Origin of the sequence: Thauera carbonicopians (assembly GCF_025699485.1) — a bacterium.
Taxonomy (GTDB): domain Bacteria; phylum Pseudomonadota; class Gammaproteobacteria; order Burkholderiales; family Rhodocyclaceae; genus Thauera.
This window is the reverse complement of record NZ_JANUXN010000005.1, coordinates 78695-93743: the sequence shown is the minus strand read 5'-3', so window position 1 is coordinate 93743 and position 15049 is coordinate 78695. Positions and strand designations below refer to the sequence as shown.

General features: G+C 63.0%; 11 protein-coding genes. 4 read left to right on the top strand and 7 right to left on the bottom strand.

Features of this window, described 5'->3' with window-relative positions:
• The 5 genes from NX068_RS09545 to NX068_RS09525 all read right to left on the bottom strand — a co-directional run bounded on the left by NX068_RS09545 (position 1) and on the right by NX068_RS09525 (position 5906).
• The gene (locus tag NX068_RS09545) at positions 1–2121 is read right to left on the bottom strand and encodes a sensor histidine kinase (protein WP_263461040.1); all 2121 of its coding nucleotides are present in this window, start codon (positions 2119–2121) and stop codon (positions 1–3) included.
• Complete coding sequence (locus NX068_RS09540) at positions 2118–2732, bottom strand: DUF4390 domain-containing protein (protein ID WP_263461039.1); 615 nt, start codon at positions 2730–2732, stop codon at positions 2118–2120. The genes NX068_RS09545 and NX068_RS09540 overlap by 4 nt, the downstream gene beginning before the upstream one ends.
• On the bottom strand, positions 2683–3933 hold the full coding sequence (rsmB, locus tag NX068_RS09535) for a 16S rRNA (cytosine(967)-C(5))-methyltransferase RsmB (protein WP_263461123.1): 1251 nt from the start codon (positions 3931–3933) through the stop codon (positions 2683–2685). The genes NX068_RS09540 and rsmB overlap by 50 nt, the downstream gene beginning before the upstream one ends.
• Positions 3934–4119: 186 nt before the next feature.
• A complete protein-coding gene (gene speE / locus NX068_RS09530; protein WP_263461038.1) occupies positions 4120–5004 on the bottom strand; it encodes a polyamine aminopropyltransferase in 885 nt (294 codons plus the stop codon).
• Positions 5005–5135: 131 nt separating this feature from the next.
• Positions 5136–5906: a TSUP family transporter gene (locus NX068_RS09525; protein ID WP_263461122.1), complete on the bottom strand. Its 771-nt coding sequence runs from the start codon at positions 5904–5906 to the stop codon at positions 5136–5138.
• A gap of 623 nt (positions 5907–6529) precedes the next feature.
• Here NX068_RS09525 and NX068_RS09520 point away from each other — a divergent pair.
• Positions 6530–7627 carry a carboxynorspermidine decarboxylase gene (locus NX068_RS09520; protein WP_263461037.1) on the top strand — a complete coding sequence of 366 codons (1098 nt, stop codon included), beginning with the start codon at positions 6530–6532 and terminating at the stop codon, positions 7625–7627.
• A 36-nt stretch (positions 7628–7663) separates the two neighbouring features.
• Positions 7664–8923 (top strand): saccharopine dehydrogenase family protein, encoded by a 1260-nt coding sequence (locus tag NX068_RS09515; protein WP_263461036.1) that lies wholly within the window; start codon positions 7664–7666, stop codon positions 8921–8923.
• A 77-nt stretch (positions 8924–9000) separates the two neighbouring features.
• On the opposite strand, the gene NX068_RS09510 is transcribed toward NX068_RS09515, so the two are convergent.
• A complete protein-coding gene (locus tag NX068_RS09510) occupies positions 9001–10107 on the bottom strand; it encodes a Fic family protein (protein ID WP_263461035.1) in 1107 nt (368 codons plus the stop codon).
• 535 nt (positions 10108–10642) lie between these two features.
• Between NX068_RS09510 and NX068_RS09505 the strand changes: the two genes are divergently transcribed.
• Both NX068_RS09505 and NX068_RS09500 read left to right on the top strand, forming a co-directional pair.
• Positions 10643–11842 (top strand): STY4528 family pathogenicity island replication protein, encoded by a 1200-nt coding sequence (locus NX068_RS09505; protein ID WP_263461034.1) that lies wholly within the window; start codon positions 10643–10645, stop codon positions 11840–11842.
• Between the two features lie 542 nt (positions 11843–12384).
• Entirely contained in the window at positions 12385–13248 is an 864-nt protein-coding gene (locus tag NX068_RS09500; protein ID WP_263461033.1) for a phage integrase N-terminal domain-containing protein, read from the top strand.
• Positions 13249–13371: 123 nt separating this feature from the next.
• On the opposite strand, the gene NX068_RS09495 is transcribed toward NX068_RS09500, so the two are convergent.
• Entirely contained in the window at positions 13372–15048 is a 1677-nt protein-coding gene (locus NX068_RS09495; RefSeq protein ID WP_263461032.1) for an RNA-binding domain-containing protein, read from the bottom strand.
• Between the last annotated feature and the right edge of the window lies 1 nt (position 15049).

The following is a 15049-nucleotide window of genomic DNA, read 5'->3' as shown; positions in this document are numbered from 1 at the left end:
TCAGTCTTCGTCATTCGTTTCGGCCGGGCGCAGCCGGATGCGGATTTCCGCCCCGCTGCCGTCGAGGTTGGCCAGTCGGACGTCGCCGCCGTGTTCATCCACGATCTTCTTGACCATCGCCAGGCCCAGCCCGGTGCCGCGCGACTTGGTGGTGAAATAAGGCTCAAAGGCATGCGCCAGCACTTCGGCCGGAAAGCCCGGGCCATTGTCGCGGAACATCAGCACCATGCGCTCGCCTTCGCGCCGGGTGATCACCCTCACCTTGCCGCCATCGACGCCGGCCAGCGCATCCTGTGCATTCTGCAGCAAGTTGTGGATGACCTGCCGCAACTGGCTGGCATCGCCGCGCACGCGCGGCAGGTCGGCGGCCAGCTCCGGCCGGATCAGCGACGCGGCGCTCTCGTACAGGTGCAGCACCTCGCGAATCAGCGCATTGAGGTCGATCACCGCCAGTTGCGGCGCCGGCAGCCGGGCATAGTCGCGGAAGGCGTTGACCAGGTTCTTCATCGCCTCGACCTGGTTGACGATCGTCGTCGTGCCACGCTCGAGCATCTCGCGGCCGCTGTCGTCGAGCTTGTCGGCAAGCTTGAAGGCCAGCCGCTCGGCCGAGAGCTGGATCGGCGTCAGCGGGTTCTTGATCTCGTGCGCCAGCCGCCGCGCCACTTCGCCCCAGGCCGCGGTGCGCTGCGCGGCGATCAGGTGCGAGATGTCGTCGAACACCGCCACCAGCCCGCCGCCACTGCCCTCGGGCAGGCGCGAGCCATGGATCAGCAGCGTCAGCGGCGTGCTGTCCTTCACCGGCAGTTCGATCTGTGCCTGCCAGTCGCTGTCGTGGGCGGCAAAACCATCGAGCAAGGCGTCGCGGAAGCGTTCCAGGCGCGGCCATTCGGCCAGCGTGATGTCCTCGAAGCCGGCCAGGGCATCACCCAGGATCTGCTCCGCGCCGTGGTTGGCCGCCCTCAGCCTGCCGTCGGGCGAAAAGGCGAGCACGCCGGTCGACAGGTTGGCGAGCACGCTTTCCAGGTAGGCACGCGCCGACTCCACCGCGGCGCGGTTGCGTTCGGCAGCCTCTCGGGCTTCTTCGAGCTGGCGCGTCATGCGGTTGAAGGACTGGGTCAGCACGCCGAGCTCGTCGCGCGCCGGCAGCGCCTGGCGCGGGCTGAAGTCGCCCTGCGCCACCGCCTGCGTGCCTTCGGCCAGGATCAGCAGCGGCGCCGCCAGGCGGCGGGCGATGATGAAGGCGGCGGCCACCGCCGTCAGCAGCGCCAGCAGCAGCGTCATCGTCAGCGTCAGGGTGTAGATGCGGTTCAGCCCCTCGCGGCCGAGCGTGAGCTGCTGGTATTCGCGATAAGCGTCCTGCACCGCCTCGGCATGCCGGCCGAAGGTCTCGGGCACGGCCTGGGTCAGCTGCAGCAGGTGGGGTTCACCCGCCAGCGTGCGCAGCGGAATCTGCGTGATCACGCGAATCACCAGGCGGCCGTCGGGTTGGCTCTCGACCGTATGGAACACGCGCACTCCGCGCGCCTGGCGCAGCTGGTTGGCGCTGGGCAGGTCCGGGATCAGGCCGGCCGAGGCATCGGCCGCCATCGCCAGGATCTGGCCGTTGGCCGTCAGCACGGTGGCACCACCGACCACCGCCCGTTCGCGCAGGCGGTTCAGCAGCGCCGGCGAAACCCGCTCCACGCCTTCCAGTTCCAGCACCATGTCGGACGCCTTGTCGCTGACCTGGCCGACGAGGTAGTCGAGCGCGTTCTGGCCGAGCGCGATGCCGCCTTCCAGCGCCGACTCCACCCGCACGTCGAACCAGCTCTGGATGCTGCGCACGACGAACTGCAGCGACACCGCATACACGACCACGCCGGGCACCACGCCCATCAGCGCGAACATCAGCACCAGGCGGTACTTGAGCCGTGAGCCGAACTGGCGCGTGCGGTACTCGCGCCACAACTGGCGCAACTGCACGCCGACCAGGCCCGCTAGGGCGACGACCAGCACGCCGTTGAGCGCGAACAGGTAGGGATAGCTGCTGACGAAGAATTCGGTGTTCGAACTGGCCGAGGTCAGCAGGAAGAGCGAGATCGCGGCCAGTGCCGCCGCGACGATGAGCAGGAAGCGTTTCATCGCTGGCCCGCCACCCCGGGCAGGAAGGTCCAGGTGGCCCAATCCGTGCCCAGGTTCCAGTCGCGGCCACCGATCGCCGTCACCTGGAAAGGCTTGGGCAACTGGCTGGTGTCGAGCCGGAAGCGCAGTGCCACCTCGTGCGACTGGCCGGCGGCAAGCTGCGAGGTGTCGGCGATCTGCCAGTTGCGCACGCGCTGCATGGTGCGCACGGCGGCGTCGAGGTCGTCGAAGCTCTGGTGGAAGCTGCCGATCGACAGCCGGTAGCTGCGGGTGATCGCATGGTAGGACAGGCGGTAGTGCAGGCTGCGATCGACGACGACTTCGTTCAGCCAGTACCAGCGCGGCCGCTCGATGCGCAGCTCGGTGATGAAATACAGCGACACACCACGCGCCACCGCATCGGCGAGGCGGGAGTTGAGCTCGATGTCGATGTCGGCATTGAGCACGTAGCCGCCGTCGCCGCGCACGATCTCCGCACTGCGGATACGAGCGTCGTCGGCATGCACGGCGGACGCGAAGGCAAACAGCACCAGCAGCGTGCAGCAGGCACGCAGCAGGCGCTCAAGCCTTCTTGCGCAGGCGGGCGAAATAGAAGCCGTCATGATCGGCATCGGGCAGCAACTGGCAATCGGGAAAACCGTCGATGGGATCGGATTCGGCATCGGCGTGGCGGCGGAGGAAAGCGGCGAGCTGTGCAGCGTTCTCCTGCCCGAACACCGAGCACGTGACGTAGAGCATTGTGCCACCCGGAGCCAGGGTCTGCCAAAGCGCATCGACGATGCGGGCCTGCTGGGCGGCAAAGCCGGCGATGTCCTCGTCGCGGCGCAGCCACTTGATGTCGGGATGGCGGCGCACCACGCCCGATGCCGAGCATGGCACATCGGCCAGGATGCGGTCGAACTGACGCCCGTCCCACCAGCTATCCAGCCTGGTGCAGTCGGCCACCTGGATGCGCGCCTCCAAGCCGAGGCGGTCGAGGTTGGCGTGGATGCGCTGGGCACGCAGCGGGTCGAGCTCGAGCGCCGTCAGCTCGATATCGGCCAGCTCCAGCAGATGGGCCGTCTTGCCGCCCGGCGCGGCGCAGGCGTCGAGCACTCGCTCACCGGCCCGCGGCGCCAGCAGTAGCGCGGCACGCTGGGCACCGGCATCCTGTACCGACACCTTGCCTTCGGCGAAGCCCGGCAAGCGCGCGACCGGCACCGGCTGGGCCAGCAGCACGGTCGGGCCGCCGACCGCCCGTACCACGATGCCTGCTGCTTCCAGCTCGGCGACGACCGCATCCACCTCCGCCCGCCGCCGGTTCACCCTCAGCGCCATCGGCGGACGCTGCCTGCCTGCTTCCAGGATGGCGCGCCAGTGCTCGGAATGATCCGCCCTCACCCGCGTGATCCACCAGCGCGGATGCGCATGGTGCGCCTCCTCGTCCGCTTCGACCCAGGACGGCCATTGCCGCCGCTGGCGCAGGGCGTTGCGCAGCACGCCGTTGACCATGCCCTTCAGCCCCGGCATGGCCACCGCTGCGGCCTGCACCGTCTGGTCCACGACGGTGTGCGCCTGCTCCGGCCGCTGTTCGAGTCGCATCAGCGCGACCAGCAGCAAACCATGGATGAGCACGGCCGGCGGACTGTGCAGGAACTGCTGCAGGACGGCATCACCCGTCCCGTAGTCCCTCAGCGTCGACCAGGCCAGATCGCGCACCGCGCCGCGGGTGGCGTCCGGCCACGCGGCCTGGTCCGCAGCCATGCGCTCGAAGGCATCGGTCAGGTTGCCGCCTTCCATCACGCCGGCAACGAGCTCGGCCGCGCGCAGCATGGCGTAGCCGAGGCTGTCTTCGGGCAGCACCGGGCGCGGCGCGGGCGCGCTACGGCGCCCGGGCGAAGAAGGACGCGCATTGGCCGTACTGCGGGGGCGGGAATGCGGGGGCGCCGCACGCGGGCGCCTGGGCGGGGAAGAACTCACTGGATGTCGAAACCTTGCGGCGCGCGCCGCCGACCTTCGTCAGGCCAGCAATGCGCGCAGATGATTGGGGAGCGCGAACTGCGCGTGATGTACCGCGCCATTGTAATGTTGAAGCCCGCCGATTCGCCGCGCCGCGATGCGGCGATCGATCTCGTCGGCATTCACGACGAGCGGATCGAGTCGATCGGAAGCGGTCGCCAGCCCCCACAGGCTGCCATACAAGGGGATGTGGACAAAATACGGCCGCACACAGGCGAACACTTGTCGCAGGCGCTGCACCAGGCTGCCGACCCGTTCGGGCTGGAAGAAAGGAGCCCCCAGGTGCAGGCTCAGCGCGCCACCGTCTGCGAGCAAGGCACGGCAGGCGCGGAAGAAGTCCTCGCCATACAGCGCCTCGGCCAGGCCTTGCGGATCGGTCAGGTCGAGCACGATCAAGTCGTATCGGCTAGTGCCCGCTGGACCGTCGACGGTGACGTAGCGCAGGCCGTCACCAATCTGAAGATCGATGCGCGGATCATCGAGCGCGCCGTGGTGCACGCCATGCAGGTAGCGGCGCGAGATGTCGACGACCTTCTCGTCCAGTTCGACGATCTTCACCTGCTCGATCGTCGGGTGCTTCAGCAACTCCTCGGCCGAACCGCCGTCACCACCACCGATGACCAGTGCCCGGCGCAGCCCGTCGTGCGCCATGCCGGGCACGTGGACCAGGTTCTCGTGGTAGAGGAACTCGTCCCACTCCGAACTCATGAAGCAGCCGTCGAGCCGGAACAGGCGGCCGAAGCGCGGCGTTTCCCAGACTTCGTAGCGCTGGAAACGGGATTTCCCTGCCTCCAGCAGGCGGCCAGCCTTGAGGAAGTATCCGGCGTCCTCGCTCAGCCATTCGGACAACAGCCCTTCCGGCAGCGAGGGTTTCGTATCAGCCATGCTGCTGGCCTCCCTTGAACAAACGGCGCTTCGCCGATTGTGCGAGCACCCTCCGGTGGCAATTCCAAGACGGGTAAGCCGAGTGTTTCCAGGCTGCCGCTTTCACTTGTTCCACGTGAAACAAAACGCCGTCAGCGAAGGAAAGTATCGTAGGCCAGCCGCGCAATCAGCACCGTCACCACCGCCAGGAACATCTTGCGCACGAAACCGGAGCCGCGCTTCAGCGCCAGGCGGGAACCGACGACCGCCCCGCAAAGATTGCACAGCGCCATCACCAGGCCCAGCTTCCACATCAGTTCGACCGTACTGGCGAAGTAGGCGATCGCCGCCAGATTGGTCGATACATTCAGGATTTTCGCCGACACCGAAGCTCGCAGGAAATCCATGCCCAGCAAGCGGATGAACAGGAAGATCAGGAAGCTGCCCGTCCCGGGGCCGAAGAAGCCGTCGTAGAAGCCGATCACCACGCCGATGCCCAGCGCCAGCGCAACCGAACGCCGGCCGTGCGCCGGCTCGGTGGAAACCGTGCCCAGGTCCTTGCGCACAAAGGTGTAGAGCGCAACGAGGATCAGCAGCACCAGTATCAGCGGCCGTAGCACAGCCGGATCGAGAAATACCACCGCCTTGGCGCCGTACCAGGAACCCAGCAGCGCCGCGATCGCACCCGGGCCGACCACCCGCCAGGGTATCTCCACCCGCCGACTGTACTGGACTGCCGCACTCGTGGTGCCGACGATACTGGCAATCTTGTTGGTGCCGAACAGATTTGCCGGTGCACTGGCAGGGAAAGCCGCGAGCAAGGCAGGAATCTGGATCAGGCCACCACCACCGACGATTGCATCCACGAAGCCGGCAAACATTGCGGCAAGGCCTAGCGCTATGAAAAGAAATTCGATATCCATCATTTGTTTCACGTGGAACACATCGGGGTGTCGACAACTCGTGGAGCCGGCACGCAACGCCAAGACGCCCGTTTTCCCTCCGGCAGCCATGCTACCCAAGCGCTTGAACGTGCGTCGCGCGCCAGCGATCTTACCCGGAATGGAAGTCTCCACGCGCCGGACATGCGCAGTCCGCGGCGCCACCTGTGGATATCCCGCAGAGAGCCAATGGAAACAATGGCTTGAGACTCCGGGATAGTTGACTTAGAATGGCGCGTCCGGCACCCCGCCGGGCCATCTGCTGGTTGGAGAGGACGCCATGTCAATAGACGCCCTGTTCCAATTGGGGATCGTCTCAGTTCGCCTGAACACCTCCCAAACGGAAAACAGCCCAAGACCGCGATTTTCGCAAGGGTCTGGGCACTGCCTGCCCGTCGTGCGCATCAGCTGTCATCGCACGCCCCTCGATCTCAGGCCATTCAGCCGCCGGCCTTGCCAGGCCCTGCACCACCGCCGAATACCCCATTGAATCTGGCCCTCCCGGCCAGTGCCTTTACGACACGCCCGCGGCATGACACAGCACGCCGCGGCCCGATTCATTTGCACCCGGCTTTTGAAAGGTGCAGTTTGGCCATTGCGACATCGTGATTCAGACACCTTACTACCTGATCGACAAATCGCGCCTGCTGAAGAATCTGCAGCGCATCGACGTCGTCCGCAAGCAGTCCGGCGCCAAGGTCCTGCTCGCACTCAAGTGCTTCGCGACCTGGTCGGTTTTCGACCTGATGCGTGAATACATGGACGGCACCACCTCGTCCTCGCTGTACGAGCTGCGGCTGGGGCACGAGAAGTTCGGCGGCGAAACCCACGCCTACAGCGTGGCCTGGGCCGACCACGAAATCGACGAAGTCGTCTCCCACGCCGACAAGATCATCTTCAACAGCCTGAGCCAGTTCGAGCGCCACGCCGGCCGCGCTGCCGGCAAGCCGGTCGGCCTGCGCCTGAATCCGGGCGTCAGCAGCTCCGGCTACGACCTCGCCGACCCCGCCCGCCCCTTCAGCCGCCTGGGCGAAGCCGATCCTGCGCGCGTCGCGCCCTTCATCGGCCAGATCAGCGGTTTCATGATCCACAACAACTGCGAGAACCGCGACTTCGCCCGTTTCGACGCCCTGCTCGGTGAAATCGAAACGCGCTTCAGCACTCTGCTCTCGCAGGTCGAATGGGTCAGCCTGGGCGGCGGCATCCACTTCACCGCCGACGACTATCCGCTGGAAGCCTTCTGCGCCCGCCTGCGCAGCTTCTCGGAACGCCATGGCGTGCAGGTCTACCTGGAACCGGGCGAAGCCGCGATCAGCGACAGCGCCAGCCTGGAAGTCAGCGTGCTCGACACCTTGTATAACGGCAAGCAACTGGCCGTGGTGGACGCCTCGATCGAGGCCCACATGCTGGACCTCCTGATCTACCGGCTGCAGGCCCGTGTCGAACCCGATGCAGGCCCGCACCGCTACCTGATCTACGGGAAGTCCTGCCTGGCCGGCGACATCTTCGGCGAATTCGATTTTCTGCAGGCACTCGAAATCGGCCAGCGGCTGTCGATCCGCGACGCCGCCGGCTACACGATGGTCAAGAAGAACTGGTTCAACGGTCTGACCATGCCCTCCATCGCCGTGCGCGAGCTCGACGGCACGGAACGGGTGGTACGCCAGTTCGGCTACCACGACTACGCAGACAGTCTGTCCTGAGCGCAAGCCAGGCATTCCATCGCAAGGAGCTGACGGATGAAACCCAATGTCCTCATCATCGGTGCCGGCGGCGTGGCCCACGTGGTCGCGCACAAATGCGCACAGAACAACAAGCAGTTCGGCGACATCCACCTCGCCTCCCGCACGCTCGGCAAATGCCAGGCAATCATCGATTCGGTGCACGCCAAGGGCAGCCTGCAACGCCCCGGCGTACTGCGCGCCCATGCGCTGGATGCGCTGGACGTGTCCGCCACCGAAGCCCTGATCCGCGACATCGATGCGCGCATCGTCATCAACGTCGGTTCGGCCTTCCTGAACATGTCGGTGCTGCAAGCCTGCCTGCAAACCGGCGCGGCCTACATCGACACCGCCATCCACGAAGACCCGGCCAAGATCTGCGAAACACCGCCCTGGTACGGCAACTACGAATGGAAACGGCGTGAAGCCTGCAAAGCCGCCGGCTTCACAGCCATCCTCGGCGCCGGCTTCGACCCCGGCGTGGTCAATGCCTACGCCCGCCTGGCCTGCGACGAATACTTCGACCGCATCGACGCCATCGACATCATCGACATCAACGCCGGCCGCCACGACCGCTACTTCGCCACCAACTTCGACCCCGAGGTCAATTTCCGCGAATTCACCGGTACCGTCTGGTCCTGGCAGGACAGGCAATGGACGCCCTCGAAGATGTTCGAGTACCGCAAGGACTGGAACCTGCCCGTGGTCGGCAAGCAGACCACCTACCTCACCGGCCACGACGAACTGCACTCGCTGTCGCAGAACCTCGACGTGCCCAACATCCGCTTCTGGATGGGCTTCAGCGAGCACTACATCAACGTGTTCAACGTGCTCAAGAACATCGGCATGCTGTCCGAAAAACCGGTACGCACCGCCGAAGGCCAGGAAGTCGTGCCCCTCAAGGTGCTCAAGGCCGTCCTCCCCGACCCCGCCTCGCTCGCCCCCGCCTACACCGGCAAGACCTGCATCGGCAACATGGTGCGCGGCGAAAAGGACGGCAAGGAACGCACGGTATTCATCTACAACATCTGCGATCACGCAGAGAACTACCGTGAAATCGGCAGTCAGGCGATCTCCTACACCGCCGGCGTCCCGGCTGTCGCCGCCGCGCTGCTGATCGCCGACGGCACCTGGGACGTGCGCCGCATGGTCAACGTCGAAGAACTGCCGCCTCGCCCCTTCCTCGCGCTGATGGCGAAGATGGGCCTGACGACCTGGGTGCGGGAAGGTGAACGCGACGTGCTGCTGGAGGAGCAGGCGGAGACGGTCGGGGTGTAGGGGCTGGAAATGGACTGCTTCGTGGATCGGGATTGTCCTTCCGCTGAACTATCCGGAAATTCCGGATAGTTCAGTCATCAATGTTCTCCCTGAGCCAGCAATTGCACTAACGGCACGTTGATGAAGTACAGATGCTTGCCTTGGCTATGCTCCTGCACCAAACCCACCTGTGCCAGTTGCCGAAGATAGCGCGCCGCCGTTTGCCGTGTGATACTCAAATCGCGCTGCACAAACTCAATGCGCGTGTAGGGATGACGAAACAAGTTGTTGAGTAAGTCCTGAGAATACAACTTTGGCAAGTTTGTGCGCATGCGGCGCTTGGTCTCGGCCATCAACTCGCGCATGCCACCCACCAGTTGCACGGCACGCTGAGCCGTCTCCGCCACCGCGTACAGCATAAATCTTACCCAGTCGTGCCACGCAGCCGCATTCGGTGTCTCATCGCGCACTGCCTGCAACAAGCGATAGTAGTCCCCCTTGTGCTGGTTGATATAGCGCGACAAATACAAAACCGGCGTATTCAATAGACCAGCTTGCACCAGATACAGCACGCACAGAATCCGGCCAATGCGGCCATTACCGTCGCTGAAAGGGTGAATACTCTCGAATTGGTGGTGAATCAAAGCCATTTTGATGATCGGGTCCAAGTCACAGACAGTTTCATCGTTGATAAAGCGTTCCAAGGCTTGCATATGTGCCAGCACGCTTTCACCATCCTGCGGTGGCACGAACACCGTGGCCCCTGTCCCTTCATTCTTCAGTACGGTACCTCCGCTGGAACGAAAGGCTTCGCTGCTATTCTTGAGCAATTGAAACAGCCCTATCAGCGTTCCGTTGCTCAAAATGCCTTGCTGCTCCCGCATGCGTTCGAACCCGTGCATCAGCGCCTCACGGTAGCGAGATACCTCCTTGGCTGCGGGTGACATCCATTCCGCGATGTGCAGATCGGCCTGAAACAGTTCGTCCTGGGTCGTCACGTAGCTCTCGACCTCCGAACTGGCTTTGGCCTCTTGCAATACCAAGGTATTGATCAGAATTCCCTGGTTCGGAATGCTTGCGGCACACCCCTTCAGCTCCGCCAGATGGCGGTGCGCCGTCACCAATGCCTTGAGGAGTTCCGGCGTATGGAAATCCATACCTGCCGGGGGCAACTCGGGGATGACGTAGTTGCCTTGCAGGGCCATGTCAGGACTCCATTCGATTCAACACGCGAATTATGTATGAGAGCATGCTTCATGTTCTAATTTCCGTCTTTTTTTAACATGAAAACCAACTCATGTTAAAAAATGCTCTCACTGCTCGCTCACTTCCCGATGCAGAAGTGGTGATTTCGCCGCATGTCGTTGATTTTCAAGGTAGTCATGGCGGTCCCGCAACGCGCTTGGACCTATTCTTGGACCCAAATACCAAGCGTGTCCCTTTGTAGCGGCGAATGGCCTGTCTTGGACGCTCCTCGCTCTGCTTGTTCCCGGTGCAACGTGTCAGCGGACAACCTGATCTGAGGCAGCGAACCCGGCCATCGACGTTCAGCAACGTCCAATGCGCTGCAGCGTGCTCTTTTTCCCACCTCCTGATCCGGAACACCAAGGATGTTGCTCCCTGCTTCAGCCCGAAAAAACGGGAGGCGCGCAGTTCGGATTGATGGCTGCGGCAGCGGTGATGTCGGGGTGAGATGGCGGCTCCTTTGGCCAGTTGGCCGATACCGACAGGAGCCTCACCATGCCACACCAAACTTCAGACATCATCACCCCGAAAGCTCTGTTGCTCGATGAGCGGCTGACGCCGCTGGAGCGCAACGCCTGGCTGACTTTCCGTGCGCTGGCCAGCAGCGACGGCACCGTGGTCCTCAGCTACGACGCGCTACGCAAATACCTGCCCAGCGCACCGGGCAGCAAGCGGGCGGCCCTTGAAACCGTGTCCAAGGCTGTGCTGTGCCTGCGGCTGTCCACGTGGATTGCGCTGGTCGAATACCGCCGCAATCCGATGACCGGCTTCTCGATGGCCAGCCGCTACGCGGTGCGGAATCAGCCCCTCGCGTTCGACGACGCCTGCATGGAGGACGAAGACTACCTGCCCCTGCTGGAACGGGCACTCGGCCATGCCAGCGCGACAATCCGCCAACTGGCGCAGTCCATTCTTGACGAAGCCATGCGCCATCCGGGCAGGTTGAAAAAGCTGCCTGCAACGATGCAAGAGAGGATCAGGCACCTACAGCACCGTGGTGGCGACCATGATCCGGGCAGTCCTGGTGGCTCAACTGCGCGCGATGCCCTCGTGCCCGAAGCCAGCGGCGGCATTCCGAAACCCGTTCCGGCATCTGCGACAGTAGTACGTACTGTACAAAAAGAAGTATTTAAAGAAGTACATACGTACCGGTCACCAACCGAAGTCCAGGCATCGCGGTCGGATGTGCCCATCCGCTTCCGGCAACTGCCGCAGGATCAGCAGCAGATTCTCACCACTCGTCTCAGGGGCTTGCCTCTGGAGCAACGCCTGGCGGTTCTGGCCGAGTGGGACGTGCGCTGCGAATCAGGTGGCGTGCACAACGCCATCGCCTACCTCTACGGGTTGATCAAGAAGGCCGTGGAAGGCGTGTTCAAGCTCTGGGCGGCGCGCACATCCACCCCGCAGCAGACACCCGTGCAGGCCGTCAGCAACAGCCAGCATGGCCCGCTGCCTGCCCCTTCTCCATCGTCCAGCAGCCAAGCTGCAAAACCTGCGTCGCGCGAGGTGGCGCAACGGCATCTGGATCAGATCAGGCGCATGCTGAAGACGCCATCGCTGCCCATCGGGCAGATCATCGGGTGCATGGCTGACAAATGCTGCCAACAGCCCCGGGAAACACGCCTGCTGCTGCAAGGCTGGGGCCACAGGGCTCGGCGTGAAACAGATGGGGGCCGTCACTGCCCGCCGCAGTGACGGCCCGCCGAACTGCAGCAGCAATGCGGGTTGGCGCAGCATCGCATTGATGGCTGCGCACATGACGATGCCCCGGCACACTGGCCCAGCAACGACCTGCCGGTGGGTATGAACACCGGAACCCTGGCGCAGGTTCCTGCAAGCGCCGACCCGGCTCGCCGGACGGAAGCATCCCAGGCACACCCCGGCTCGCTCTGTGTGCCGCCCTACCATGGGCAGAGCCTTCCTCATCCTCGGCGTGGTTCGTCCCGCCATCGTCGCCGCACACATCCGCCGTTCCAGGCACTCGCCGCGGGTCGCCCGACCTGCCGGCTTCTTTCCACCACTGCACAACAGGAGGCACCCATCCCAGCACATCGCGTTGTCGTCCCTTGCAACTCTTCCGCCCGGCCTTCCCACAGGAAGCAAGGCGGACGCCTCATTCGAGGCCACAGGTGAACTGAGCACCTGGCCCTTGCCCCTCGGGGATCTCGCCTTGGCGAGTTGGCAAAAACACTGACCGCTTGCTTCTCAGCCCCGACAACCGATGAAACAACACCGCGATGGACGACCTGACCTATACCCTACGCCAGCTCTGCCTGCGCAATCGCGACGGCAGCCGCGCCACCCAGGCCGACCGGCAGCGATCACTGAGTCTGGTCGCCCGCCAACTGCGCGAGGCGGGCTTCCGCCAGATGCGAGCCACCTCACTCAAGGGCAAGCATGTCGAAGCCCTGTTGCAGCGCTGGCAAGCCGAAGGCCTGTCGGCTGGCACGATCAAGAACCGCATGGCACACCTGCGCTGGTGGGCCGAGAAGGTCAGCAAGGCAGGCATCCTGCCAGCGGACAACACCAAGCTGGGCATCCCTGAACGCCGCTATGTGACTAACGAGAGCAAGGCCAAGGAACTGGGCGATGGGCTGAACAAAATCACCGATCCACACGTCCGTATGAGCCTACGTCTGCAAGCGGCCTTTGGCCTGCGGCGGGAGGAGTCCATCAAGTTCCAACCCCTCTATGCCGACCGCGGCGACCACATCGCCATCAAAGGCTCATGGGCCAAGGGCGGACGTGACCGGACAGTACCGATCACTACGCCGGAGCAGCGTGTAGTACTGGACGAAGCACAGCAGCTGACTGGCTTGGGCTCGCTTATCTCGGCGCACAAGACCTACATCCAGCAACGGCACGTCTATGACGGCCAGTGCAAGGCGGCGGGTCTGAGCAACATGCACGGACTGCGGCATCGGTACGCGCAAATGCGGTATGAGGCGCTCACAGGCTGGAAAGCTCCGGCGGCGGGTGGGCCAACTAAAGCCCTGTTCAGCGCAAGCCAACGAACGATTGACCAGCACGCCAGACAGCAGATCAGCCGCGAACTTGGACATGAAAGACTGAAAGTGACGTCGATCTATCTGGGTACCTGAGATTGGGCACCAACATCCCCAAGCCTCTCATGCCTCTCTGCAAAGATTCGGACTTCCGAGCGCCGAGTAATCGTATAACCTATTGATTTTTAATTGGTTTAATCGGATTCTCTTTGCGGTTCTCTAATTTCTCTCTGCAATTCTCTCTGTCAGCCGCCAGCAAGGAGCCGTGTCTGAGCCGGTGTTCACAATCACCCCATGGCGGCGCAGCCTGGTCAGCAGGCTGCTGATCTTGTTGTACTTCTGCTTGTCATCCAGGGCATCGCTCAATTTGACCATGAGCAACTTGTTGATCTCGGCACGGTTCGCTTGACCAAACTTCTCTAGATAGTCGGTCAGCAGTTTGGCGTAGAACTCGTCATCTTGCGCCCGGGTGCGGATGTAATCGGCCTTGTTTGCAGTTGCCTCGGCTACGGCGGCTGATACGTGGAAGTTGGGTTTGCGCCCTTCGATCAGCCTGTTGCGTCGCAAACGTGCGGCGGCATCGTCCGGAATAGGCAACTTTTTCTGCACACGATCCAGTGCCAGCACATCCGCCAGTGGTAAATCAGTGTTCTGGATCAGTAGACGACTATAGGCCGGATCCACGACGCCACCATAGATCGTCAGCTTGACGGCACCGGGCTCACTCAGGTCGTAGTCCGGCAATGGGAAGTAGCGTCTTGCCTGCCCCGTATAAATGGAGTGAATGCCATAGCCCATCGTGTCGATCATGTTTAGTTCGACCATTGCCTGGGCCAAAGCTGGATTACGGTATCGGCGTGGTGTCTTGTCGCCCTGGATGTATTCGTCGGGCTGTCCCTCGAAGAAGCTGCCTTCATTTTCGAACACCAGCCTGTCCGGCAACTCTGTCACCACCACGCGCCCATTGCGGGTGTAGTCCTGATGGGCAAGGCAATTGTGCAGGGCCTCCAGCACGATTTTCTGGTCGTATTTCGAGACCTCGATAGGCAACAGCTCGTCTTGCGGCAGCAACCGAAGCTGAATGTTGCGAATGCGTTGGTAGAGTCGTGTCGTACTCAGCAGAAATGGCGGGCCGAAGTGTTCGTAGGCCCGCTCCTGGCCTTCCAGCTTCCAGGTCAGTTGCGCCGGATAGGGAGACAGGCGAAAAGACGATTCCGCCTTGCCAAGCAACAGCAGTGCGGCACGTGTTATTTGGCCATTCTGCGTGACGCGGGCACGGTCAAGAAAGGTTGCCAGCGACCAGCCTTCTACTTCACCAAGCTGGAAGCGGTTGGCATATTTCTGTGCAAAAGACTCACGCGCTTTTTGTACTGCGGCGTCATCCAGATCATCCAGCGTGGCGCCAGGAACCACCTGGGCCGTCCAATCTTGAGCGAGCGTTTGGCGGCGGATGTCATCTAGTTTGTCCAAGCCCAGCGATGTCAGGCTTTCACCAGCGCGGGCATAGTAGTGGCCCTTCCAGGCAATCGGAATACCCTGCGGCGCAGCGGGGATTTCAAATATCAGCACGCGACCATCGGCGTGGGCCAGTTCATGGATTTCGCGGAAGGTGATGCGAGGCTCCGCATTTTCGGCAATCTGCATCTTCAGCGAATGCAGGCGCTCGGATTGTGGGCGATAGTCCGTGCCGACCACGCGACGGGTCTTGTTGTTCACGCCGAACACCAGCCAACCGCCATCGGTGCCGCGCAGGTTGGATTCGTTAGCTAGCGCAGAGAAGTATTTGCCGATGTCGTCGGTGCTGTAGTCGTTGCAGGCCTGCTTAAATTCCACCACCTCGTTTTCCCAGGTGGCTATCAGGTTGTCCAGTCGCTGGCTCAAGTCTGATTGGGTCATC

Bases quoted from the DNA above. Each gene is read 5' to 3' on its own strand.
- NX068_RS09495 (WP_263461032.1), bottom strand. From the start codon at position 15,048: ATGACCCAATCAGACTTGAGCCAGCGACTGGACAACCTGATAGCCACC.
- speE (WP_263461038.1), bottom strand. From the start codon at position 5,004: ATGGCTGATACGAAACCCTCGCTGCCGGAAGGGCTGTTGTCCGAATGG.
- NX068_RS09510 (WP_263461035.1), bottom strand. From the start codon at position 10,107: ATGGCCCTGCAAGGCAACTACGTCATCCCCGAGTTGCCCCCGGCAGGT.
- NX068_RS09545 (WP_263461040.1), bottom strand. From the start codon at position 2,121: ATGAAACGCTTCCTGCTCATCGTCGCGGCGGCACTGGCCGCGATCTCG.
- NX068_RS09540 (WP_263461039.1), bottom strand. From the start codon at position 2,732: ATGCCGATCATGACGGCTTCTATTTCGCCCGCCTGCGCAAGAAGGCTT.
- NX068_RS09500 (WP_263461033.1), top strand. From the start codon at position 12,385: ATGGACGACCTGACCTATACCCTACGCCAGCTCTGCCTGCGCAATCGC.
- NX068_RS09505 (WP_263461034.1), top strand. From the start codon at position 10,643: ATGCCACACCAAACTTCAGACATCATCACCCCGAAAGCTCTGTTGCTC.
- NX068_RS09515 (WP_263461036.1), top strand. From the start codon at position 7,664: ATGAAACCCAATGTCCTCATCATCGGTGCCGGCGGCGTGGCCCACGTG.
- rsmB (WP_263461123.1), bottom strand. From the start codon at position 3,933: ATGCTGCGCGCGGCCGAGCTCGTTGCCGGCGTGATGGAAGGCGGCAAC.
- NX068_RS09525 (WP_263461122.1), bottom strand. From the start codon at position 5,906: ATGGATATCGAATTTCTTTTCATAGCGCTAGGCCTTGCCGCAATGTTT.